The organism is Streptomyces sp. NPDC005878 (genome assembly GCF_040629815.1).
In the GTDB taxonomy this organism is placed as follows: domain Bacteria; phylum Actinomycetota; class Actinomycetes; order Streptomycetales; family Streptomycetaceae; genus Streptomyces.
Genome location: NZ_JBEXWK010000003.1, coordinates 348,359 through 365,671, shown reverse-complemented (window position 1 = coordinate 365,671; position 17,313 = coordinate 348,359). Strand labels below are relative to the sequence as shown.

18 protein-coding genes and 1 riboswitch are annotated in these 17,313 nt (G+C 70.8%); of the genes, 11 read left to right on the top strand and 7 right to left on the bottom strand.

The features are described from left to right. Positions 1 to 226: 226 nt before the first annotated feature. The 3 genes from ABZ404_RS07885 to ABZ404_RS07875 all read right to left on the bottom strand — a co-directional run bounded on the left by ABZ404_RS07885 (position 227) and on the right by ABZ404_RS07875 (position 2,655). Positions 227 to 1,024, bottom strand: coding sequence for an enhanced serine sensitivity protein SseB C-terminal domain-containing protein (locus tag ABZ404_RS07885; RefSeq protein WP_358833237.1), 798 nt, complete (start codon positions 1,022 to 1,024; stop codon positions 227 to 229). 124 nt (positions 1,025 to 1,148) lie between these two features. Further along, entirely contained in the window at positions 1,149 to 1,916 is a 768-nt protein-coding gene (locus tag ABZ404_RS07880; RefSeq protein ID WP_358833238.1) for an enhanced serine sensitivity protein SseB, read from the bottom strand. Positions 1,917 to 1,992: 76 nt separating this feature from the next. After that, positions 1,993 to 2,655 (bottom strand): AAA family ATPase, encoded by a 663-nt coding sequence (locus tag ABZ404_RS07875; protein WP_358833239.1) that lies wholly within the window; start codon positions 2,653 to 2,655, stop codon positions 1,993 to 1,995. Positions 2,656 to 2,782: 127 nt separating this feature from the next. Continuing rightward, positions 2,783 to 2,905: riboswitch (glycine riboswitch) on the top strand. Positions 2,906 to 3,048: 143 nt separating this feature from the next. Between ABZ404_RS07875 and gcvT the strand changes: the two genes are divergently transcribed. The 8 genes from gcvT to ABZ404_RS07835 all read left to right on the top strand — a co-directional run bounded on the left by gcvT (position 3,049) and on the right by ABZ404_RS07835 (position 11,045). Next, positions 3,049 to 4,161, top strand: coding sequence for a glycine cleavage system aminomethyltransferase GcvT (gcvT, locus tag ABZ404_RS07870; RefSeq protein ID WP_358833240.1), 1,113 nt, complete (start codon positions 3,049 to 3,051; stop codon positions 4,159 to 4,161). Positions 4,162 to 4,230: 69 nt separating this feature from the next. Beyond that, positions 4,231 to 4,608 (top strand): glycine cleavage system protein GcvH, encoded by a 378-nt coding sequence (gene gcvH, locus ABZ404_RS07865; RefSeq protein ID WP_358833241.1) that lies wholly within the window; start codon positions 4,231 to 4,233, stop codon positions 4,606 to 4,608. Positions 4,609 to 4,633: 25 nt separating this feature from the next. Further along, complete coding sequence (gene glyA, locus ABZ404_RS07860; protein WP_358833242.1) at positions 4,634 to 5,896, top strand: serine hydroxymethyltransferase; 1,263 nt, start codon at positions 4,634 to 4,636, stop codon at positions 5,894 to 5,896. A 161-nt stretch (positions 5,897 to 6,057) separates the two neighbouring features. Then, positions 6,058 to 7,428 (top strand): L-serine ammonia-lyase, encoded by a 1,371-nt coding sequence (locus ABZ404_RS07855; RefSeq protein WP_358833243.1) that lies wholly within the window; start codon positions 6,058 to 6,060, stop codon positions 7,426 to 7,428. A 310-nt stretch (positions 7,429 to 7,738) separates the two neighbouring features. Continuing rightward, positions 7,739 to 8,416 carry an HIT domain-containing protein gene (locus ABZ404_RS07850; RefSeq protein ID WP_358833244.1) on the top strand — a complete coding sequence of 226 codons (678 nt, stop codon included), beginning with the start codon at positions 7,739 to 7,741 and terminating at the stop codon, positions 8,414 to 8,416. 21 nt (positions 8,417 to 8,437) lie between these two features. Further along, the gene (locus ABZ404_RS07845; RefSeq protein WP_358833245.1) at positions 8,438 to 9,103 is read left to right on the top strand and encodes a (d)CMP kinase; all 666 of its coding nucleotides are present in this window, start codon (positions 8,438 to 8,440) and stop codon (positions 9,101 to 9,103) included. Next, positions 9,100 to 10,209, top strand: coding sequence for a thiamine-phosphate kinase (gene thiL / locus ABZ404_RS07840; protein ID WP_358833246.1), 1,110 nt, complete (start codon positions 9,100 to 9,102; stop codon positions 10,207 to 10,209). Before ABZ404_RS07845 ends, thiL begins: the two co-directional genes overlap by 4 nt. Before the next feature lie 68 nt (positions 10,210 to 10,277). Further along, complete coding sequence (locus ABZ404_RS07835; protein WP_358833247.1) at positions 10,278 to 11,045, top strand: hypothetical protein; 768 nt, start codon at positions 10,278 to 10,280, stop codon at positions 11,043 to 11,045. A gap of 26 nt (positions 11,046 to 11,071) precedes the next feature. On the opposite strand, the gene ABZ404_RS07830 is transcribed toward ABZ404_RS07835, so the two are convergent. Beyond that, positions 11,072 to 11,599 carry an HIT family protein gene (locus ABZ404_RS07830; protein ID WP_358833248.1) on the bottom strand — a complete coding sequence of 176 codons (528 nt, stop codon included), beginning with the start codon at positions 11,597 to 11,599 and terminating at the stop codon, positions 11,072 to 11,074. A gap of 458 nt (positions 11,600 to 12,057) precedes the next feature. After that, on the bottom strand, positions 12,058 to 12,270 hold the full coding sequence (locus tag ABZ404_RS07825; protein ID WP_067164534.1) for an EF-hand domain-containing protein: 213 nt from the start codon (positions 12,268 to 12,270) through the stop codon (positions 12,058 to 12,060). A gap of 133 nt (positions 12,271 to 12,403) precedes the next feature. Here ABZ404_RS07825 and ABZ404_RS07820 point away from each other — a divergent pair, with 133 nt between their 5' ends. The 3 genes from ABZ404_RS07820 (at position 12,404) to ABZ404_RS07810 (ending at position 15,156) form a co-directional block, all read left to right on the top strand. After that, positions 12,404 to 13,042: a GNAT family N-acetyltransferase gene (locus ABZ404_RS07820; protein WP_358833249.1), complete on the top strand. Its 639-nt coding sequence runs from the start codon at positions 12,404 to 12,406 to the stop codon at positions 13,040 to 13,042. A 189-nt stretch (positions 13,043 to 13,231) separates the two neighbouring features. After that, positions 13,232 to 13,948 carry a tRNA-dependent cyclodipeptide synthase gene (locus tag ABZ404_RS07815; protein ID WP_358833250.1) on the top strand — a complete coding sequence of 239 codons (717 nt, stop codon included), beginning with the start codon at positions 13,232 to 13,234 and terminating at the stop codon, positions 13,946 to 13,948. Beyond that, a complete protein-coding gene (locus tag ABZ404_RS07810) occupies positions 13,945 to 15,156 on the top strand; it encodes a cytochrome P450 (RefSeq protein ID WP_358833251.1) in 1,212 nt (403 codons plus the stop codon). Before ABZ404_RS07815 ends, ABZ404_RS07810 begins: the two co-directional genes overlap by 4 nt. A 63-nt stretch (positions 15,157 to 15,219) precedes the next feature. Here ABZ404_RS07810 and ABZ404_RS07805 read toward each other — a convergent pair whose 3' ends face one another. Then, the gene (locus ABZ404_RS07805; protein ID WP_358833252.1) at positions 15,220 to 16,401 is read right to left on the bottom strand and encodes a YncE family protein; all 1,182 of its coding nucleotides are present in this window, start codon (positions 16,399 to 16,401) and stop codon (positions 15,220 to 15,222) included. Beyond that, entirely contained in the window at positions 16,401 to 17,207 is an 807-nt protein-coding gene (locus ABZ404_RS07800; RefSeq protein ID WP_358990245.1) for a polysaccharide deacetylase family protein, read from the bottom strand. The genes ABZ404_RS07805 and ABZ404_RS07800 overlap by 1 nt, the downstream gene beginning before the upstream one ends. Positions 17,208 to 17,313: the final 106 nt, after the last annotated feature.

The window sequence follows — 17,313 nt, the reverse complement described above, 5'->3', positions numbered from 1 at the left end:
TGACGGTGAATGGTTGCCTAAACGTGATGCGGTCAGATGACTTCCGTTATGCGGACGTCGTGATCGTCTGAGCGGACCAGTCAGGCACTAACCGACCAGATCGGTCATGTCGCCCAACTGCCCTGATGAGGTGGCCAATTGGGTGGACCAGCCGGGCGCAACCGGGGCAGGGGCGACTGTTGGGTACGTGTGGGGCGTAGGCGGTTTGTACGACGTGCGGGGGCCGTCAGTAGGCGCGCGGGGCGGCCGGCGGATAGCCGTACCCGCCCGCCGGGGCCGCCGGGGCGGCGTGCGCCTCGCGGTCGTAGAAGGGCCGGCCCTTGGCGCGCAGCCACATCCCGACCGGGTCGTACTCGTCGGAGAGGGCGACCGTGGAGACCGGCAGCCCGTCGGGGACGGCGGCGACGGACTGCTGCATCATCGCGCGCACCGCGTCGACCGACCGCGGCCCGGTGTCGTAGAGGTCGAGGCCGATCGCGAGGTACGGGGTGCCGAGCGCGGGCTGCACCCAGGCGCGGCGCAGCGCCCGCACAGCCGGGGTGCGGTGCGCGTGCTGGGTGAGCAGGGCGTAGAACTGCGGGATCTCCACGGCCGGTTCGGTGATCCTCAGCGGGCCCGCGGGCATCCGGTCCAGGCCCGTGGCGATCCGGCGCAGATCCGGCCACGGGATGCCGACCCCGCCGCCCGGGGCGTGCGGGTTGAGCCAGATCCCGTACCGGTCGGGGTAGAGGGCGCGGGCGATGTCACGGCCGGTGACCACCTCGTGGGCCCGGTTCCAACCACTGGCGGAGAGCTCCTGGGCGGAGGTCACACAGGGTGCGTACGCCACCCCGTCGACCTCCATGTTCCCGTACTGCGCGTCGGGGGCGCCGGGGCCGCCGTGCCACAGCAGCATCCACAGCCGGCCGGAGGAGGGGTCGGCGAGGGCGTGCAGCAGCGCCTCGTACGCGTCGTAGCGTCCGGGGGCCACCTGGCGCAGCATGTGCTCGACCTGCCCGGCCGCCGCGGTGCCTGACGCACTCACCCTGGGTCCCGCCCCTCTTCGGTCCCCCGCGGCGCCGGTGCACAGGCGGGCGGCCGTGGGGGGTCTACGGATTATGGAACCAGCTTATGCGGGAGGGCCGCGGAGCGGCCCGCGCGTGGGCGGACTAGACGGCGGACCGCGTGTAGAAGGGGCGCACCCGCTCCCGCATCCAGTCCCCCACCGGGTCCTGGGCGACGTCCAGCAGCACCAGGTTCACCGGCCAGCCGACCGGGACACGGCCCAGCGCCCGGCCGAGCGCCTCCATGGGGGCGTTGCGCCCGGCCCCGTCCCAGGTGGAGAACTCCACGCCGATGAAGAGCGCCGGCTCGTCCCCCTCGATGGAGGCGAGCGCGCGGCGGGCGGTGAGCACCACGCCGATGGCCTCGAACTCGGCGGAGGCGGCGGCCAGGAAGTCCACCGGGTCCTCCTGCCAGTCGGGCTCGAAGAGCCGCACCCGGGCGCCGGAGGCGGGCCCGTCCAGGGCGGTGCGCCCGGTCCGGCACAGCTCGGCCACGGCGGGCGGCGGCAGCGGTACGCCCACCGCGCCCTCCGGGTTGAGCGCGATGCCCAGCTGGGGCGGCAGCCCGCGGGCGAACTCGACGGCCGGCGCGATCGCGAACGACATGTGCGGGCCGACGCACTGGAGGAACTGCTGCTCGGAGCTGTAGACCGGGACGTACGGCGCGCCGTCGATCTCCATGGTGGGCAGATCGAGGTCCCGGCTGTCCTGGCTGCCGCCGTTGGGCAGCGGCACCCAGACGGGGTTGCGTCCCATGACCTCTATCAGGCGGGGGCCGGCCGTGGGGTTGCCCAGGGCCGCGGCCAGCGCCTCCTCCAGCTCGTTGCCCGGCCAGCCGCCGCCGCCCTGCGGGAGCGGGTGCGGGAAGTTCATACGCCGTCCTTCGTCTGCGGGTCGGTGCGGGTCACCGCGGGCCGTACGGGGCCGCTCGCGCGGTCCCGCGGAAACTCTAGCCCCGGCCGGACGGCTCCCCGAAGGCGATCCGCTCCACCGTCCGCGCCGCCTCCCGGTCCAGCAGGACCGCCGAGGCGACCCCCCGGGGGAGGCTGCCCGCCGCGACCGCCGCTATCAGGCGCGGCACCGCCCGGGAGTGGCGGGCGAAGGCGTACGCGGAGACCTTGCGGCCGCGTGCCGTCTGGCCCGCGAGCGCCACCTCGGGCGGGACGTCGAGCAGCACCAGATGCAGGGATCGCCCGCGCCGGGCCGCCCGCCGCGCCAGCGACCAGCGCACCCAGGCGTGGGTGCCGCAGTCGTGCACGACCAGGCCCCCGCCCGCCCGCAGCGCCCGGTGCATCCGCAGGAAGTGGGCGACGCGGGCCACCGGGCGGTACAGCGCGTACGGCACCCCGGGCAGCCGGGCCTCCCAGGCCTTGCGGGTGTCCTGGGAGTCGATGCCGAGGCCGGGCGCCGCCTGCCGCAGCAGGGTCGTCTTGCCGCTGCCGGGCAGTCCGGAGACCACCACCACGTCGCCCGCCGCGAACCGCAGCGTGCGCGGGGTCCCTCCGGCGCTTCCGCGCAGGTCCCGCACCGCTCGCGCCGCACCGGGCGCCGTGGCGCGCTGCGCGGGCACCGCCGGACCGGCCTTCGCCGCCGTGTGCCTGTGCACCGTCATCGGTCCTCCCCTGCCGGGTCGTGCGACCCTTCCCCAATGTGCGTAAAGAGATGGTAATAAGAGCTGAGTGATGTGCCGTTCCGCGCAGCCGTGCAATGATGTGCCCGCCAACTGCATACCGGCCGCTTGAATCCACGCGGGAGAGTCCCCGGCAGTTCCCCCAAGGCCCCAGAAGGCCGGGTGGATCGCGGGGCGCCGAAGGAGCAAGTCCCTCCCTTGAATCTCTCAGGCCCCGTACCGCGTGGATGAGGCAGATCTGAAAAGCGGGTCGCGCGTTCCCGGACGGCGTGGCTCCACCCAAGGTGCAAGCCGGGTCTCCCGGCGAACCTCTCAGGTTCCGATGACAGATGGGGAGGATCGTCCTCGCCGTCATGCCCTGGGAGCCACACCCTCATGAGCAACCCCCGTCTCACCGCCCTCGACGCGACGCACCGTTCGCTGGGCGCGACCATGACCGACTTCGCCGGCTGGGACATGCCGCTGCGCTACGGCAGCGAGCGCGACGAGCACAACGCCGTCCGCACCAGGGCCGGTCTCTTCGACCTCTCCCACATGGGTGAGATCACCGTCACCGGCCCGGAGGCCGTCAAGGCCCTGGACTACGCGCTCGTCGGCAACATCGCCACCATCGGCGTGGGCCGCGCCCGCTACACGATGATCTGCCAGGAGGACGGCGGCATCGTCGACGACCTGATCGTCTACCGCCTCGGCGAGAGCGAGTACATGGTCGTCGCCAACGCCGGCAACGCCCAGGTCGTCCTGGACGCGGTCACCGAGCGCGCGGCCGGCTTCGACGCCGAGGTCCGCGACGACCGCGACGCCTACGCGCTGCTCGCGGTCCAGGGCCCCGAGTCCCCCGGCATCGTGCAGTCGCTCACCGACGCCGACCTGGACGGCCTCAAGTACTACGCGGGCCTGCCCGGGACCGTGGCCGGCGTCCCGGCGCTGATCGCCCGTACGGGCTACACCGGCGAGGACGGCTTCGAGCTCTTCGTGGCCCCGGCCGACGCCGAGAAGCTGTGGCAGGCGCTCACCGAGGCGGGCAAGGACGCGGGCCTGGTGCCGTGTGGTCTGTCCTGCCGCGACACGCTGCGCCTTGAGGCGGGCATGCCGCTGTACGGGCACGAGCTGACCACCGCGCTGACCCCGTTCGACGCGGGGCTCGGCCGGGTCGTGAAGTTCGAGAAGGAGGGCGACTTCGTGGGGCGCGCGGCCCTGGAGGCCGCCGCCGAGCGCGCCGCCGCCAAGGCGCCGCGCAAGCTGGTGGGTCTGGTGGCCGAGGGCCGCCGGGTGCCGCGCGCCGGCTTCTCCGTGGTGGCCGGCGGCCAGGCCGTCGGCGAGGTGACCTCGGGCGCCCCGTCCCCGACCCTGGGCAAGCCGATCGCCATGGCGTACGTGGACGCCGAGCACGCCGCACCGGGCACCTCCGGCGTCGGCGTGGACATTCGCGGTACGCATGAGCCGTACGAGGTCGTGGCGCTGCCGTTCTACAAGCGCCAGAAGTGACCCCTCGCACACGCACCGCATGACTTTTCCGTTCACCACCACTCCCCCTCGTACAGGAGAATTCTGGTCATGAGCAACCCCCAGCAGCTGCGCTACAGCAAGGAGCACGAGTGGCTGTCGGACGCCGAGGGCGGCGTCTCGACGGTCGGCATCACGGAGCACGCGGCCAACGCGCTCGGTGACGTGGTGTTCGTCCAGCTCCCGGCGGTCGGTGACACGGTGACCGCGGGCGAGACCTGCGGCGAGCTGGAGTCGACCAAGTCGGTCAGCGACCTGTACTCGCCGGTCTCGGGCGAGGTCGTCGAGGCCAACCAGGACGTGGTGGACGACCCGTCCCTGGTGAACTCCGCCCCCTTCGAGGGCGGCTGGCTGTTCAAGGTGCGCGTCGCCGAGGAGCCGGGCGACCTGCTCTCCGCCGACGAGTACACCGCGTTCGCAGGCAGCTGACCACGGCGTAAGGACTGATCTTCCGATGTCGCTTCTGAACACCCCCCTTCACGAGCTCGACCCGGACGTCGCCGCGGCCGTCGACGCCGAGCTGAACCGCCAGCAGTCCACCCTGGAGATGATCGCCTCGGAGAACTTCGCTCCGGTCGCGGTCATGGAGGCCCAGGGCACGGTCCTCACCAACAAGTACGCCGAGGGCTACCCCGGACGCCGCTACTACGGCGGCTGCGAGCACGTGGACGTGACCGAGCAGATCGCGATCGACCGGGTCAAGGACCTGTTCGGCGCGGAGTACGCCAACGTCCAGCCGCACTCCGGCGCCTCCGCCAACCAGGCCGCCCTCTTCGCGATCGCCCAGCCCGGCGACACGATCCTCGGCCTGGACCTGGCGCACGGCGGCCACCTCACCCACGGCATGCGCCTGAACTTCTCCGGCAAGCAGTTCAACGTGGTCCCGTACCACGTCGACGAGGCCGGTCTGGTCGACATGGCCGAGGTCGAGCGCCTGGCCAAGGAGCACCGCCCCAAGGTGATCATCGCGGGCTGGTCGGCGTACCCGCGCCGGCTGGACTTCGCCGAGTTCCGCCGTATCGCGGACGAGGTCGAGGCCCTGCTGTGGGTCGACATGGCGCACTTCGCCGGTCTGGTCGCGGCCGGGCTGCACCCGAACCCGGTGCCGTTCGCGGACGTGGTCACCTCCACCACGCACAAGACGCTCGGCGGCCCGCGCGGCGGCATCATCCTGGCCCGGAACAAGGACTTCGCGAAGAAGCTGAACTCCGCGGTCTTCCCCGGCTTCCAGGGCGGTCCGCTGGAGCACGTGATCGCCGCCAAGGCGGTCTCGTTCAAGGTCGCGGCCTCGGAGGAGTTCAAGGAGCGCCAGCAGCGCACCCTGGACGGCGCCCGCATCCTGGCCGAGCGCCTGGTCCAGGACGACGTCACCGCGCACGGCGTCTCGATCCTGTCCGGCGGCACGGACGTGCACCTGGTCCTGGTGGACCTGCGCAACTCCGAGCTCGACGGCCAGCAGGCCGAGGACCGCCTCCACGAGGTCGGCATCACGGTCAACCGCAACGCCATCCCGAACGACCCGCGCCCCCCGATGGTCACCTCGGGCCTGCGGATCGGCACCCCGGCGCTGGCCACCCGCGGCTTCGGCGCGGACGACTTCCGTGAGGTGGCCGACATCATCGCCGAGACCCTCAAGCCGGACTTCGACAAGGACGCGCTGGCAGCCCGGGTCTCCGCCCTGGCCGCGAAGCACCCCCTGTACCCCGGCCTGAAGTAGTTTCGTACCCTTTTGTTCGTACGAATCTTCGGGGCATCGCGCACACTGGACGCACACTGGACAGTGAGTGCGGTGCCCCGAACCCTTGCACCGCCCGTTCCACCTGCTCGCTCTGCACCACCCGGCAGACAACGGCGTCTACCTCACCAAGGAGTTTTTCCGTGGCCATCTCGGTCTTCGACCTGTTCTCGATCGGCATCGGCCCGTCCAGCTCCCACACGGTCGGCCCGATGCGCGCGGCCCGCATGTTCGCGCGCCGTCTGAAGAACGAGGGCCTGCTGGCCCACACCGCCTCGATACGGGCCGAGCTGTACGGCTCGCTGGGCGCCACCGGCCACGGCCACGGCACCCCCAAGGCGGTCCTGCTGGGCCTGGAGGGCAACTCGCCGCGCACGGTCGACGTGGAGCGCGCCGACGACGAGGTGGAGCGGATCAAGTCCAGCGGGCGGATCAACCTGCTCGGCGCCCACGAGATCCCCTTCGCCTTCGACGAGGACCTGATCCTGCACCGCCGCAAGGCGCTGCCGTACCACGCCAACGGCATGACGGTCTTCGCCTACGACGGCGAGGGCGCCCTGCTCCTGGAGAAGACGTACTACTCGGTCGGCGGCGGGTTCGTCGTCGACGAGGATGCCGTCGCCGGCGAGAACCCGATCGTCCCCGACGACACCGTCCTGAAGTACCCCTTCCGCACCGGCGACGAGCTGCTGCGCCTCGCGGGCGAGACGGGTCTGTCGATCTCCGCCATGATGCTGGAGAACGAGAAGGCCTGGCGCACCGAGGACGAGATCCGCGCCGGGCTCCTGGAGATCTGGCGCGTGATGCAGGCGTGCGTCTCGCGCGGCATGTCCCGCGAGGGCATCCTGCCGGGCGGCCTCAAGGTCCGCCGCCGCGCCGCCACCACCGCCCGCCAGCTGCGCGCCGAGGGCAACCCGGACGCGCACGCGATGGAGTGGGCGACGCTGTACGCGATGGCGGTCAACGAGGAGAACGCGGCGGGCGGCCGGGTGGTCACCGCCCCCACCAACGGCGCCGCGGGCATCATCCCGGCCGTGCTGCACTACTACATGAACTTCGTGCCCGGCGCGGACGACGAGGGCGTGGTCCGCTTCCTGCTGGCCGCCGGCGCGATCGGCATGCTCTTCAAGGAGAACGCCTCGATCTCCGGCGCCGAGGTCGGCTGCCAGGGCGAGGTCGGCTCGGCCTGCTCGATGGCCGCGGGCGCCCTGGCCGAGGTCCTCGGCGGCACCCCCGAGCAGGTGGAGAACGCGGCGGAGATCGGCATGGAGCACAACCTGGGCCTGACCTGCGACCCGGTGGGCGGTCTGGTCCAGATCCCGTGCATCGAGCGGAACGGCATGGCGGCCGTGAAGGCCGTGACGGCGGCGAAGATGGCGATGCGCGGCGACGGCAGCCACAAGGTCTCCCTGGACAAGGTCATCAAGACCATGAAGGAGACGGGCGCGGACATGTCGGTGAAGTACAAGGAGACCGCGCGCGGCGGTCTGGCCGTCAACATCATCGAGTGCTGACGGAGGCGAGCACCCCGGACGCCTCCTGACGGCGCCGGGCTGTCCGGCAAGGCGGTGGCGAGGACCTTCGTGGTCTCCTCGTCGCCGCCTTTCGCCATAAAGAAGGAACACGGATTCCGCTTGCCGAACGAAAGGGCGAGCCCCGGCCGGCTGTCCGGAATGGCCGATCACCCCCATGATCGGAACCGCCGGTGCAGTTTGGCCAATTACCGTACTCCGCTTGCACGTTACGGGCGACTACAGTACGTTATCGCCGTCTTTCCGGCCTTCATCCGAGGACTCACCTGCTCCACAAGCCGAGGAGTGGAACATGCCGCGCGGGATCGAGTGCGCCGGATCCGATCTCTGCGAGGAACTCGCGGGAGCCCAGGACACGACGTTCTCGATGGTGTACGAGGGCGAGCCGCCGAGCCGGGTTATCACGGCGACGGAGAATTTCCGGCTGCTGGCCGATCTTTCACCCATGACGCTCGGCCATCTCCTTCTCCTGCCGGTGGATCACTATGTCAGCTTCGCTCAGCTGGTAAAGGATTTCGGCGACGAGCTCCGCGCATTCATGGGCACGCTCGAACCGGCTTACCGGGAAACCTTCGGCGCGTTCACCGTACTGGAACACGGATCGTGCCCCGGTATGGAGTCGAGCGCCTGCATATCCCACGCCCACTGGCACATCCTGCCGGTCGACGGACGGCGGATGAACGAGCTCATCGCGGCCGACGGGCTGGCGTCCACCGCCCTCACCGGCCTGGACGACCTGGCCGGCTTCGACGACGCCCCCTACTTCCTGTGCCTGCACGAGGAAGGGGCGCGGGTCTACCGGCCGCGGCGCGGCATGCCCCGCCAGTACCTCCGCTCGCGGGTCGCGAGGACCGTCGGCATCGCGGATCCCCTGTGGGACTACGCCCTCGTCGTCCGCAAGGACCTCTTCCGTGAAACCGTCGCGCTCACCTCTTCCTGGCGCGTCGGACCGGATTCCCACTCGACCTGAACGCAGCCCGGAGGAACCCGCATGTCCGGTGTATCCATTTCCATCGACGGCCCGACCGCCAGTGGCAAGACCACCCTGGCCACCGGCCTCGCGGAGGAACTCGGTCTGGCATTCCTGGATACCGGCGTCACCTATCGCAGCCTGGCCTACGCCCTCGACCACGTACCCGTGGAAAAGCTCAGGGCGGAACTGGGATCTCTGCTCGTCCACCAGCCGGAGGTTCATCATCCCGGGCGCGGCGGCGGAATCTGCCAGCACCATCGCGTGCTCTTCAGGGGAGAGGACATCACGCACAGGATCTGGAACGCGCAACTCGACGGACATCTGAAAGCGATTTCGCAGGACCAGGCCTGCCGGCGGGAAATCCTGCTCATGCACCGGGAGATCGTGGAGAAGTACGAGAACATCGTCGCGGTCGGCCGCGACGTGGCCACCACCCTGCTTCCCGGAGCCTCGCTCCATATCTATCTCACGGCCGAGCACGCCGTGCGCAGAGAGCGGCGCCGAGCCCAGTACCGGGACTTCACGGACCGTTCCACGGCGGTCGGCCCCGCGACGGCGCGCGACCTGGAGAACCGCGACGCCATCCGGGCCATGCCGAACGCCCTGGAGATCGACTCGACGTACACCCCGGCCGCGGCCGTCTTCAGGGCCGCTCTGCACGGGCTGCGGCGGTACTCCTCGTGAGCCCCCGGGAGGAACGGCCGGCGTACTCCGACGAACCGACCAGGGTGGCGCAGCTCGTCGGCGCGTTCCTCACCGGGCAGTCGGGAACGGTCCTCGACGCGGACGGGCTCGCCGTCCGGCTGACCGCGGGGGCGGACGCGCGGGACGACTGCGCCGTCTACGACCTGGACTCCCCGATGAGCCTGGTCGTCGGCTCCGACTACATCCGCGGCCCCAAGTTCGTCCTCTACGAACTCGGCCTGCTCTCGGGCTTCGACATCGGCTACTACCTGGCCGTCGCCAACGTCAGTGACGTGGCCGCCATGGGAGCGACCCCGATCGGCCTGCTGAGCGTGGTCCGCTACCCCCACGAGATGGACGACGCGGAGTTCCGGGACGTGATGGCCGGCATCCACCAGGGGTGCACGGACTGCGGAACGCTGAACGTCGGCGGCGACATCGGCAACGCCGAACGGCTCATCCTCTCGGCCACCGCCTTCGGCGTGTGCCGGCCGGGGACCGCGCTGATGCGCGGCGGCGCCCGGCCGGGCGACCTGCTCTGCGTCACGGGGCCCTGCGGGCTCCTGGGCGCGGCCGTCGCCTACTTCCCCCGCCGGGACACGTTCGGCAAACGCCTCCCCGAGGAGGTCGAGCGTCTGCTCCTGGACGCCTGGAAGCGTCCGCGGGCACGCGTTGCCGAGGGAAGGCTCCTCGGCGCGCGGTCATACGCGACGGCCTGCCAGGACACCTCGGACGGCCTCAAGGCGACCGTCGAACAGATCATGCGGGCGAGCGGTGTGGGGTTCCGCGTCGTCGAGGAGGACGTCCCCGTCGACCCCGCCGTGGCCATGGTCGCCGACCTGATGGGCGTCGAGCCGCTGGCGCTGGCGATGAGCGCGTCCTCCGACTTCCAGCTCGCCTTCACCCTGGACGCCGGTGCCCTCGACAGCTGCCGGTCCGCGTTCGACGTGGCCGGACTGGACTTCCATGTCATCGGTGAGGCGACGGACAGCGGAAGGGCCGAGTCCGTCAACCATCTGCATGCGGTACGTCCGCTTCCGGGAGTCGCCTGGAAGCACCAGAAGACGGATATCAGTCTCCTCGCCACCGGGCCCGTGGAGGATTAGCGCAGGAGCGGCGAAGAAGTACGGTACCGGTCGGCGCCGCGGCCGGGAACCGACCCTACAATCGAGAAATGAGGTCCTTGTCGGCCAAGCTCCTGGATCGTCTGATCCTGCTCACGGCCAGCGTCTGCATGGTGGCCCGCCAGTACGACTTCCCCGAGCGGAAATTCTGGACCGAATTATCGAGCGGTCGCCCCTACCTCATCGTGGTCCTGATCTGCACGATCGGGATATTCGGAGCGTTCACCCCGTTCCAGGCGTTGTCCGAACGGAAAAGGGTCGAGCGGAGATCGGCCATTCGCCAGGAAGTGCTCACCCATTACGGGAAAATGGCGGGGATCGCCATCAGCGCACGGCCGCCGGTCGAACTCCAGGATCTGGGACTGCACGTCTGGCGTATCCGCAGATCACTGCGCCACCCCCTCCACGGATATCTCCAGCGCGTCGCCACCTATCGGCTCGGCAGCACCCCGGCGACCCGGACTTTCGCGCCGCCCCGCGGTGTGGGCGTGGTCGGTCTCTGCTGGGAGCGCAATACGGAGGTGTCCGTCGACGTGGAGAAACTGGCCGCCGCCCTCACCGACCGGGAGAGGTTCGAGGCTCACAAGGCTGCGCACGGACCGGAGTCCGTCATGAGGCTCAGCTGGGAGGAGTTCCAGCGCGTCCGGCACCGCGGGGCGGTCTTCGCCAGCCCCATCCGGGGCGCGACCGGCACCTTTCGCGGCTGCGTCAGCGTGGACGCCGGCCGCGGGCACGACTCCCTGAACGTCCCGGACCTGTGGCACGAGGTCAACTCCCTGTGCTCACGCCTCGGGCACGGCGGCCTCGACGACATCTAGGGCCGCGAAGGGGGCGCGTCCGTGAACTACCCGCGGCCCCGGTGCGCGCCCGCGAGGCCCTCGGCCGCCTCGTCCTCGGAGCGCCGCTCACCCGCCCAGGAGTCCGGATCGCAGTTCGGCACCGCCTGGCGGATCCCGCCGCGCGGATCGTCCACGTCTCCGTGGTGCCGGGGAATCAGATGGATATGGAGGTGGTCGACGGTCCGGCCGGCGGCCCGGCCCTCGTTGACCCCGATGGTGTAGCCGTCCGGATGGTGCCGGTCGTCGATGTTCTCCTGCGCGGACCGGATCAGGGAATAGGCGTCCTTGAGTTCCCTCGCCGTCAGGTCGAAGAATGATTCGACATGCCGCTTGGGTACGATTTCGACATGCCCCTCGGCGGCCGGGAAATTGTCGTACCGGACGAAGAACGTCTTGTTCTCCCGCATGATGCGGTTGAGTTCGGGCTGATCCCGCCGGCAGAAGATGCACGCACCCACTTCCGCATTTACGCGATCGGCCGACCGCCGGCCCTTACTACCGTTCTGCCCGGCCCAGCAGAAAATATGGGGCACGAAACGACCCCATCCCGCTGCCGGTCCCCGTGATAATGAGAAAGGCACCGCCGACTCCTTTGCATCTTTTTCACTTCATCCCACCGTGCGAGCGCGAAAGCCGACCGGCGAGTAACGTGTCAGAACGGTAGCGAAGTCCTCGGTGAAACGCTAGCCGGTGAGGCGATCACGAGCCGCTGAAATCGAGGGACGCGACTCATGTTGGGACAGTTCTGTCCCGTTCATTTTTGAGTCGTTTCCTATAATGTCGCGTGCGGGACTCTTGTTGGTCCGATCGCGCGATCGATCATGATGAAATCGCGGAATCACCTGATCCGCCCGGCGGTTCACCGCGACGGGAGACGGCACGTCGGCGGGCGCGAGGAGGGGCGGCGATCAGGGGCAAAAGGGCCGCTCGGCCCGGCCGGTGACGTCGCCGGCCGGCTCGCTTCGGGGCGGGCCGGCCGGAGAGGTCGGGGTCACTTGTCGAGGGACGCCCAGAACTCCTCGAAGGAGAGCTTGCCGTCGCCGTTGGCGTCCTTGGCCCGGATGATGGCCTGGGCCACGGTCTCGGTGACGTGGAAGTCGCCCAGCTGGGCCATGACCTGCTTGTACTCGGTCGCCGTGACCTCGCCGTTGCCGTCGACGTCGAGCCGCGCGAACGCCTTGCGGGCCTCTTCTATGTCCGCCACTGGGTCCACCCCTATCTTGGTGCGTTTTTGACGGGGGTCAGACTAACCGGCCCGCCGCCCCTCGCCGTACGGCGAGGGCCCCGGCAGCGGGCGGCGGCGGGGCGGATGATGGGGCAGGAGAGAAAGCAGGGACATGGAACAGGAACTGGGCGGCATCCTGGCCGCCGCCGCGCGCGGGCACTTCCCGCCCGCCGACGGGACGACCACCGTCGTTCCCCAGCCGAACCCGCGCGACGCGGGGGTGCTGGCGTTCACCGCGCACTCGGTGGTCTTCCTGGACGAGGACCCCGCCTGGGTGCGGGACACCCTCGCCGCCACCGACGCCGATCCGCTCGGCGCCTCGATGAACCCGGGGTTCCTCACCGCCCTGATGGCCAGGACCGGCCGCCGGATGAACTGCGTCGACCTCCTCACCTGCGCGTCCGCCCTGCCCGGTGAGCCGCCGCTCGCGCTGACCGAGCTGCACGACCCGGACCACCCCCGGGTGGCGCGGGCCCACAAGTTCCGCGACGAGGTACGGGTGTGGGCGGCGGACGGCGGGGTGCTGGTGCTCGGGCGGGGCGTGGCCGGGCGCTGGGAGGCGGCGGTCGAGGTGGACGAGCGCGCCCGGGGGCGGGGGCTGGGCGTGGGGCTCGCGCTGGCGGCGCGGCATCTGGCACCCGAGCCGGTCGTCTGGGCGCAGCAGTCCCCGGGCAACGCCCGCAGCGTACGGACGTTCCAGGCGGCGGGATACCGACCCGTGGGCTCGGAGGCGCTGCTCGTGGCGCACTGACCACGGGCAACACTTCCGGCCGGGGAAGAGCGCCAAACCTCGCTCCCGGCATGTCGAGGGAGCGAGTTCCGGCCAAAAGTCCGGGACCCTCTTCCCTACGCTCCGCCACCGGGCGATAACTTCTTGCTGTCGCCGCCACACCGGGAGCACAGGGCTCCCAGGGACTCGCGGCGCTGGGGCGATTCAGGAGTGACTGCCACCACTGAAGCAACCACCACCACCTTTACCTTCCAGCCGTTCACCCGGAGCTGCCGGCTCATCTGGGACGAGGGCGACCACGTCCTCATCGGGGTGAGTCCGGGAAACAGCTACTTCAGCGCCGACCGCATCGCCGGTCTCGTCCGCTGGGCCCGCGCCCGCTTCGACCGGGTCGACCTCGTCTACGCCGACCGCCATGTGGACCGGATGTTCACCACGCTCGGGTACGACGACGAGCACGCGCGCCGACGGGCCGCCAAGGAGCTGAAGGCGGTCCGCAGAAGGATCGTCCGGGGCGTGGAGGAGGCCGGCGCCGGGCTCCCGGTCGGCGTCCACGCCCTCTCGGAGTTCGAGGGGAACGGGGTGTACGACCTGCTGCACCGCCGGGTGCGGCACTTCCTCGCCACCGACCGCGAGTTCCGCACCGGCTGCGAGGAGATGGCCGCCGCGTTCCTGGCCGGAAAGGCCGGCGGGCGGGTGAGCCAGGCGCAGACCGCCACCTGCCTCGACTACATCGCCGCCGAGCTTCCGTTCTTCCTCGACACCCCGGGCATCCTCCAGGTCCCCTCCTCGGTGTCCTGCTACCACGCGCAGATCCCGCTCACCGAGCTCCTCTACGCCAGGGGCGGCGGGCTGCGCGCCTCCCGCAACCAGGCGTACGCCGTCGTGCGGCCGCGGCTGTCCGGCCCGGAAGGAGTCGCCGCGTGAGCGCCACCGGCACGGACACCACCACCCGCACACTGCCCGCCTTCCCGTTCGGCCGGCGCGGGGACGTGCTGCCCGAGGAGTGCGCGGTGCTGCGCGCCGAGGCGCCGGTGGCCCGGGTGCGCACCCTGACCGGCGACACCGCCTGGCTGGTGAGCAGCTACGCGCTGGCCAAACAGGTGCTGGAGGACGACCGGTTCAGCCTGAAGGACACCGCGTCCCCCGGGGTCCCCCGCCAGTACGCGCTGACGATCCCCCCGGAGGTCGTCAACAACATGGGGAACATCAACAGCGCGGGGCTGCGCGGCGCGGTGATGAGGGCGCTCAACCCGCGCACCGACGGTCTGCGCCAGTGGCTGCGCGAGCGGGCGGACGAGTTCGTCGACGACCTGCTCGCCGAGGGGCCGCCGGCGGACTTCCGGGCGGGGTTCGCCGACCCCTTCTCGGCGGCCCTGCACTGCAAGGTGATCGGGGTGCCGTTCGCGGACCGGCGGCGGCTCATGAGCGGTCTGGACATCGCGTTCATGACCAGCGCGCACCCCTTCGAGGGCTCCCGCCTCAACTGGTACAAGGACCTCGGCTACATGGTCGACCGGCTCAACGCGCCCGAGGACGAGCGCGCCGGTCTGCTGGGCCGGCTCGCGGAGCTGCGGACGGAGGAGGAGTCGGCGCACCTCACCGACGAGATGCTGGCGACGGTCGCGGTCTCGCTCTTCGGCGCGGGCGCCGTCTCCACCTCGGCGTTCCTGGTCCTCGCGGTGCTCGCGCTGCTCCAGCACCCGGAGCTGATCGCGTATCTGCGGGCGCACCCGGAGCGGATGGGCCGGGCGGTGGAGGAGCTGCTGCGCTGGAACCTGTCCATCGGCGACGGGCTGCCGAGGCTGGCCACCGAGGACGTCCAGGTCGGTGACGTCCTGGTCAGGAAGGGCGAGCTGGTGCTCGTCCTGGTCGAGGGCGCCAACTTCGACCCGGCGGTCTTCACCGACCCCGAACGGCTCGACCTGGACCGCGAGGTCAACCCGCACCTCTCCTTCGGCGCGGGCCGCCACTTCTGCCCGGCCACGGGCCTGGGCCGGGCCCACGCGGAGATCGCGCTCGGGGTGCTGGTGGAGCGGCTGCCCGGGCTGCGCCTCGCGGTCCCGCCGGAGCAGCTGGTGTGGCGTACGGGCTTCATCAAGCGCCTGCCCGAACGGCTCCCGGTCCTCTGGTGAGACGCGGCCGCCCCCGGGATCACCTCCCGGGGGCGGCCGTCGGTCCGTACGCGACCGGCCGGCTCAGCGGAAGATGCCGGTGTGGCCCAGCGAGTACCGGCCGGGCTGGGGGTAGACCGCGAGGCCGTGCGGGCCCGAGCCGACCGGGATGCGGGCGATCTCCTGCCCGGTGGTGGTGTCGATGGCGTACACCTCGGCGTCGTAACGGCCCGACAGCCACAGGACCTTGCCGTCCGCCGACACCCCGCCCATGTCGGGGCTGCCGCCCTGGGGCAGGCGCCACTTCTTCGTCAGTTTGTTCCGGGCGAAGTCGAAGATGGAGATCGTGCCCTCGCCGCGGTTGGAGATGTACATCTCCTTGGAGTCGCGGCTGACGTAGAGGCCGTGGCAGCCCTTGCCGGTGGGCAGCAGCGTCGGCGTGCTGAACCGGTCGCCGTCCATGACCCACATGCCGTGCGCCATCATGTCCGCGACGTAGAAGGTCTTCCCGTCGGGGGACATCTTCACGTCCTGCGGCATCGCCCCCTCGAACGGCAGCTTCTGGTGCGCGATGACCTGCATCTTCTCCGTGTCGACCTTGAGCAGTTCGCCGGAGAACTCGCAGGAGACGATGAAGTAGCGCCCGTCCATGGAGAAGTCGGCGTGGTTGACGCCCGCGCAGTGGACCGGGACGGTCTTGACCCGGTTCATGTTGACCGGCTCGCGGAAGACCAGCTCGCGGTCCATCGACGCCATCACGACGGCGTACTTGCCGTTGGGCGTGAAGTAGAGGTTGTACGGGTCGGAGACCTGGACCGTGCGGCCCGCCTTGCCGGTCGCCGGGTCGATGGCGGTGAGGCTGTCGCCGAGGTCGTTGTTGACCCACAGGGTCTTCATGTCCCAGGAGGGCACCACGTGCTGGGGCTGGTTCCCTACGGGGATGGTCTCGATGACCTTGTACGTCTTGGGGTCGATCACCGAGACCGTGTTGGAGTTGGTGTTGGGCACGTAGACGCGTTCGAGGAAGTTCTTCACGGCCGGCTGGAGGGCGTTCGGGCGGTCCGCGGCGTAGGCGTCCTTGGGGTCCAGGACCGGCGGCATCCCGGGCAGGCCCCGGGGGACGGCCTGCTTCGGCACCGGCTGGGCGGCGCCCTTGGTGCCCAGGGCCTCGTTCCCGCCCTTGTCCGCGGACGAGGAACAGCCGGCGAGCGCGGCGAGCAGCAGGCCGCACAGCAGCGCGGCGGTCCTCTTGGTGGGGGTCGGCATCAGGTCAGCAACTCCGTGGTGGTCACCGCGCGCAGTCCGCGGCGGTCGAGGTCGGCGAGGAGGGCCGGCAGCGCGGTGACCGTGTCCGCGTAGCCGAAGTGCAGGCTCACCACGGATCCGTTGCGGATCCGCCCGGTGACGTTGCGCGTCACGGCCGGGGCGCCGGGCGAGGTGAAGTCGAGTGAGTCGACGTCGTAACTGAGCACGTGCGGGTATCCGGCGCGCCGGGCCAGTCGCTGGACGAGCGGGGTCGCGTACTGGGTACGGGAGGGCCGGAACCAGGTCCCGATGGAGCCGGTGAGCCGGCGCAGCCGGTCCGCGCAGCCGGTGATCTCGGCGTACGCCTCCTGTTCCGGGAGCGTGGAGATGTCGATGTGGCGCTGGGTGTGGTTGCCGAGGTCGTGGCCGCCGTCGAGGACGCGGCGGGCCATCGCGGGGTGCTCGTCGAGCCAGCTGCCGACGGCCAGGACGGTGACCCTGGCGCCGGCTCGTTCGGCCTCGGCGAGCACGGCGGTGGCCTCCCGGGGGTCGCCCTGGCCGTGGAAGGTGAGCGCCACCTTCGGCCGGTCGCGGGGGCCGTGGGTGACCTCGGGGGGCCGGCCCGGGAAGGCGCGGGGGGCGGGGGCGGCGCGGACGGTGCCGGGGCGTGCGGACGCGGGGGACGTGGCGGGCGTCGCGGCGGCGGGTGGCCCGGCGCCGCCCTCGTCGTGTGTGCAGCCGGCCGCGAAGGCGCCCGCGGCGGCGGCCCCCGCCCCGGCTCGCAGGGCGCTGCGGCGGTCGACGTCACGGGGAGATGGATTGAGCACATGGACATTTAAGTGCGCCGAAGGGCGGAAGGTAATGATTGACCCATTTCAGGACCTTTACGGGTCGCCGAACACGCCACTCACTCAGAGAGCTGGTTCGTTGAAT

What these genes read in the sequence shown, in the direction of transcription:
- ABZ404_RS07880 (WP_358833238.1), bottom strand. Translation starts at nt 1,916, where the DNA reads ATGAACTTCCCGCACCCGCTCCCGCAGGGCGGCGGCGGCTGGCCGGGC.
- ABZ404_RS07875 (WP_358833239.1), bottom strand. Translation starts at nt 2,655, where the DNA reads ATGACGGTGCACAGGCACACGGCGGCGAAGGCCGGTCCGGCGGTGCCC.
- gcvT (WP_358833240.1), top strand. Translation starts at nt 3,049, where the DNA reads ATGAGCAACCCCCGTCTCACCGCCCTCGACGCGACGCACCGTTCGCTG.
- gcvH (WP_358833241.1), top strand. Translation starts at nt 4,231, where the DNA reads ATGAGCAACCCCCAGCAGCTGCGCTACAGCAAGGAGCACGAGTGGCTG.
- glyA (WP_358833242.1), top strand. Translation starts at nt 4,634, where the DNA reads ATGTCGCTTCTGAACACCCCCCTTCACGAGCTCGACCCGGACGTCGCC.
- ABZ404_RS07850 (WP_358833244.1), top strand. Translation starts at nt 7,739, where the DNA reads ATGCCGCGCGGGATCGAGTGCGCCGGATCCGATCTCTGCGAGGAACTC.
- ABZ404_RS07845 (WP_358833245.1), top strand. Translation starts at nt 8,438, where the DNA reads ATGTCCGGTGTATCCATTTCCATCGACGGCCCGACCGCCAGTGGCAAG.
- ABZ404_RS07835 (WP_358833247.1), top strand. Translation starts at nt 10,278, where the DNA reads ATGAGGTCCTTGTCGGCCAAGCTCCTGGATCGTCTGATCCTGCTCACG.
- ABZ404_RS07820 (WP_358833249.1), top strand. Translation starts at nt 12,404, where the DNA reads ATGGAACAGGAACTGGGCGGCATCCTGGCCGCCGCCGCGCGCGGGCAC.
- ABZ404_RS07805 (WP_358833252.1), bottom strand. Translation starts at nt 16,401, where the DNA reads ATGCCGACCCCCACCAAGAGGACCGCCGCGCTGCTGTGCGGCCTGCTG.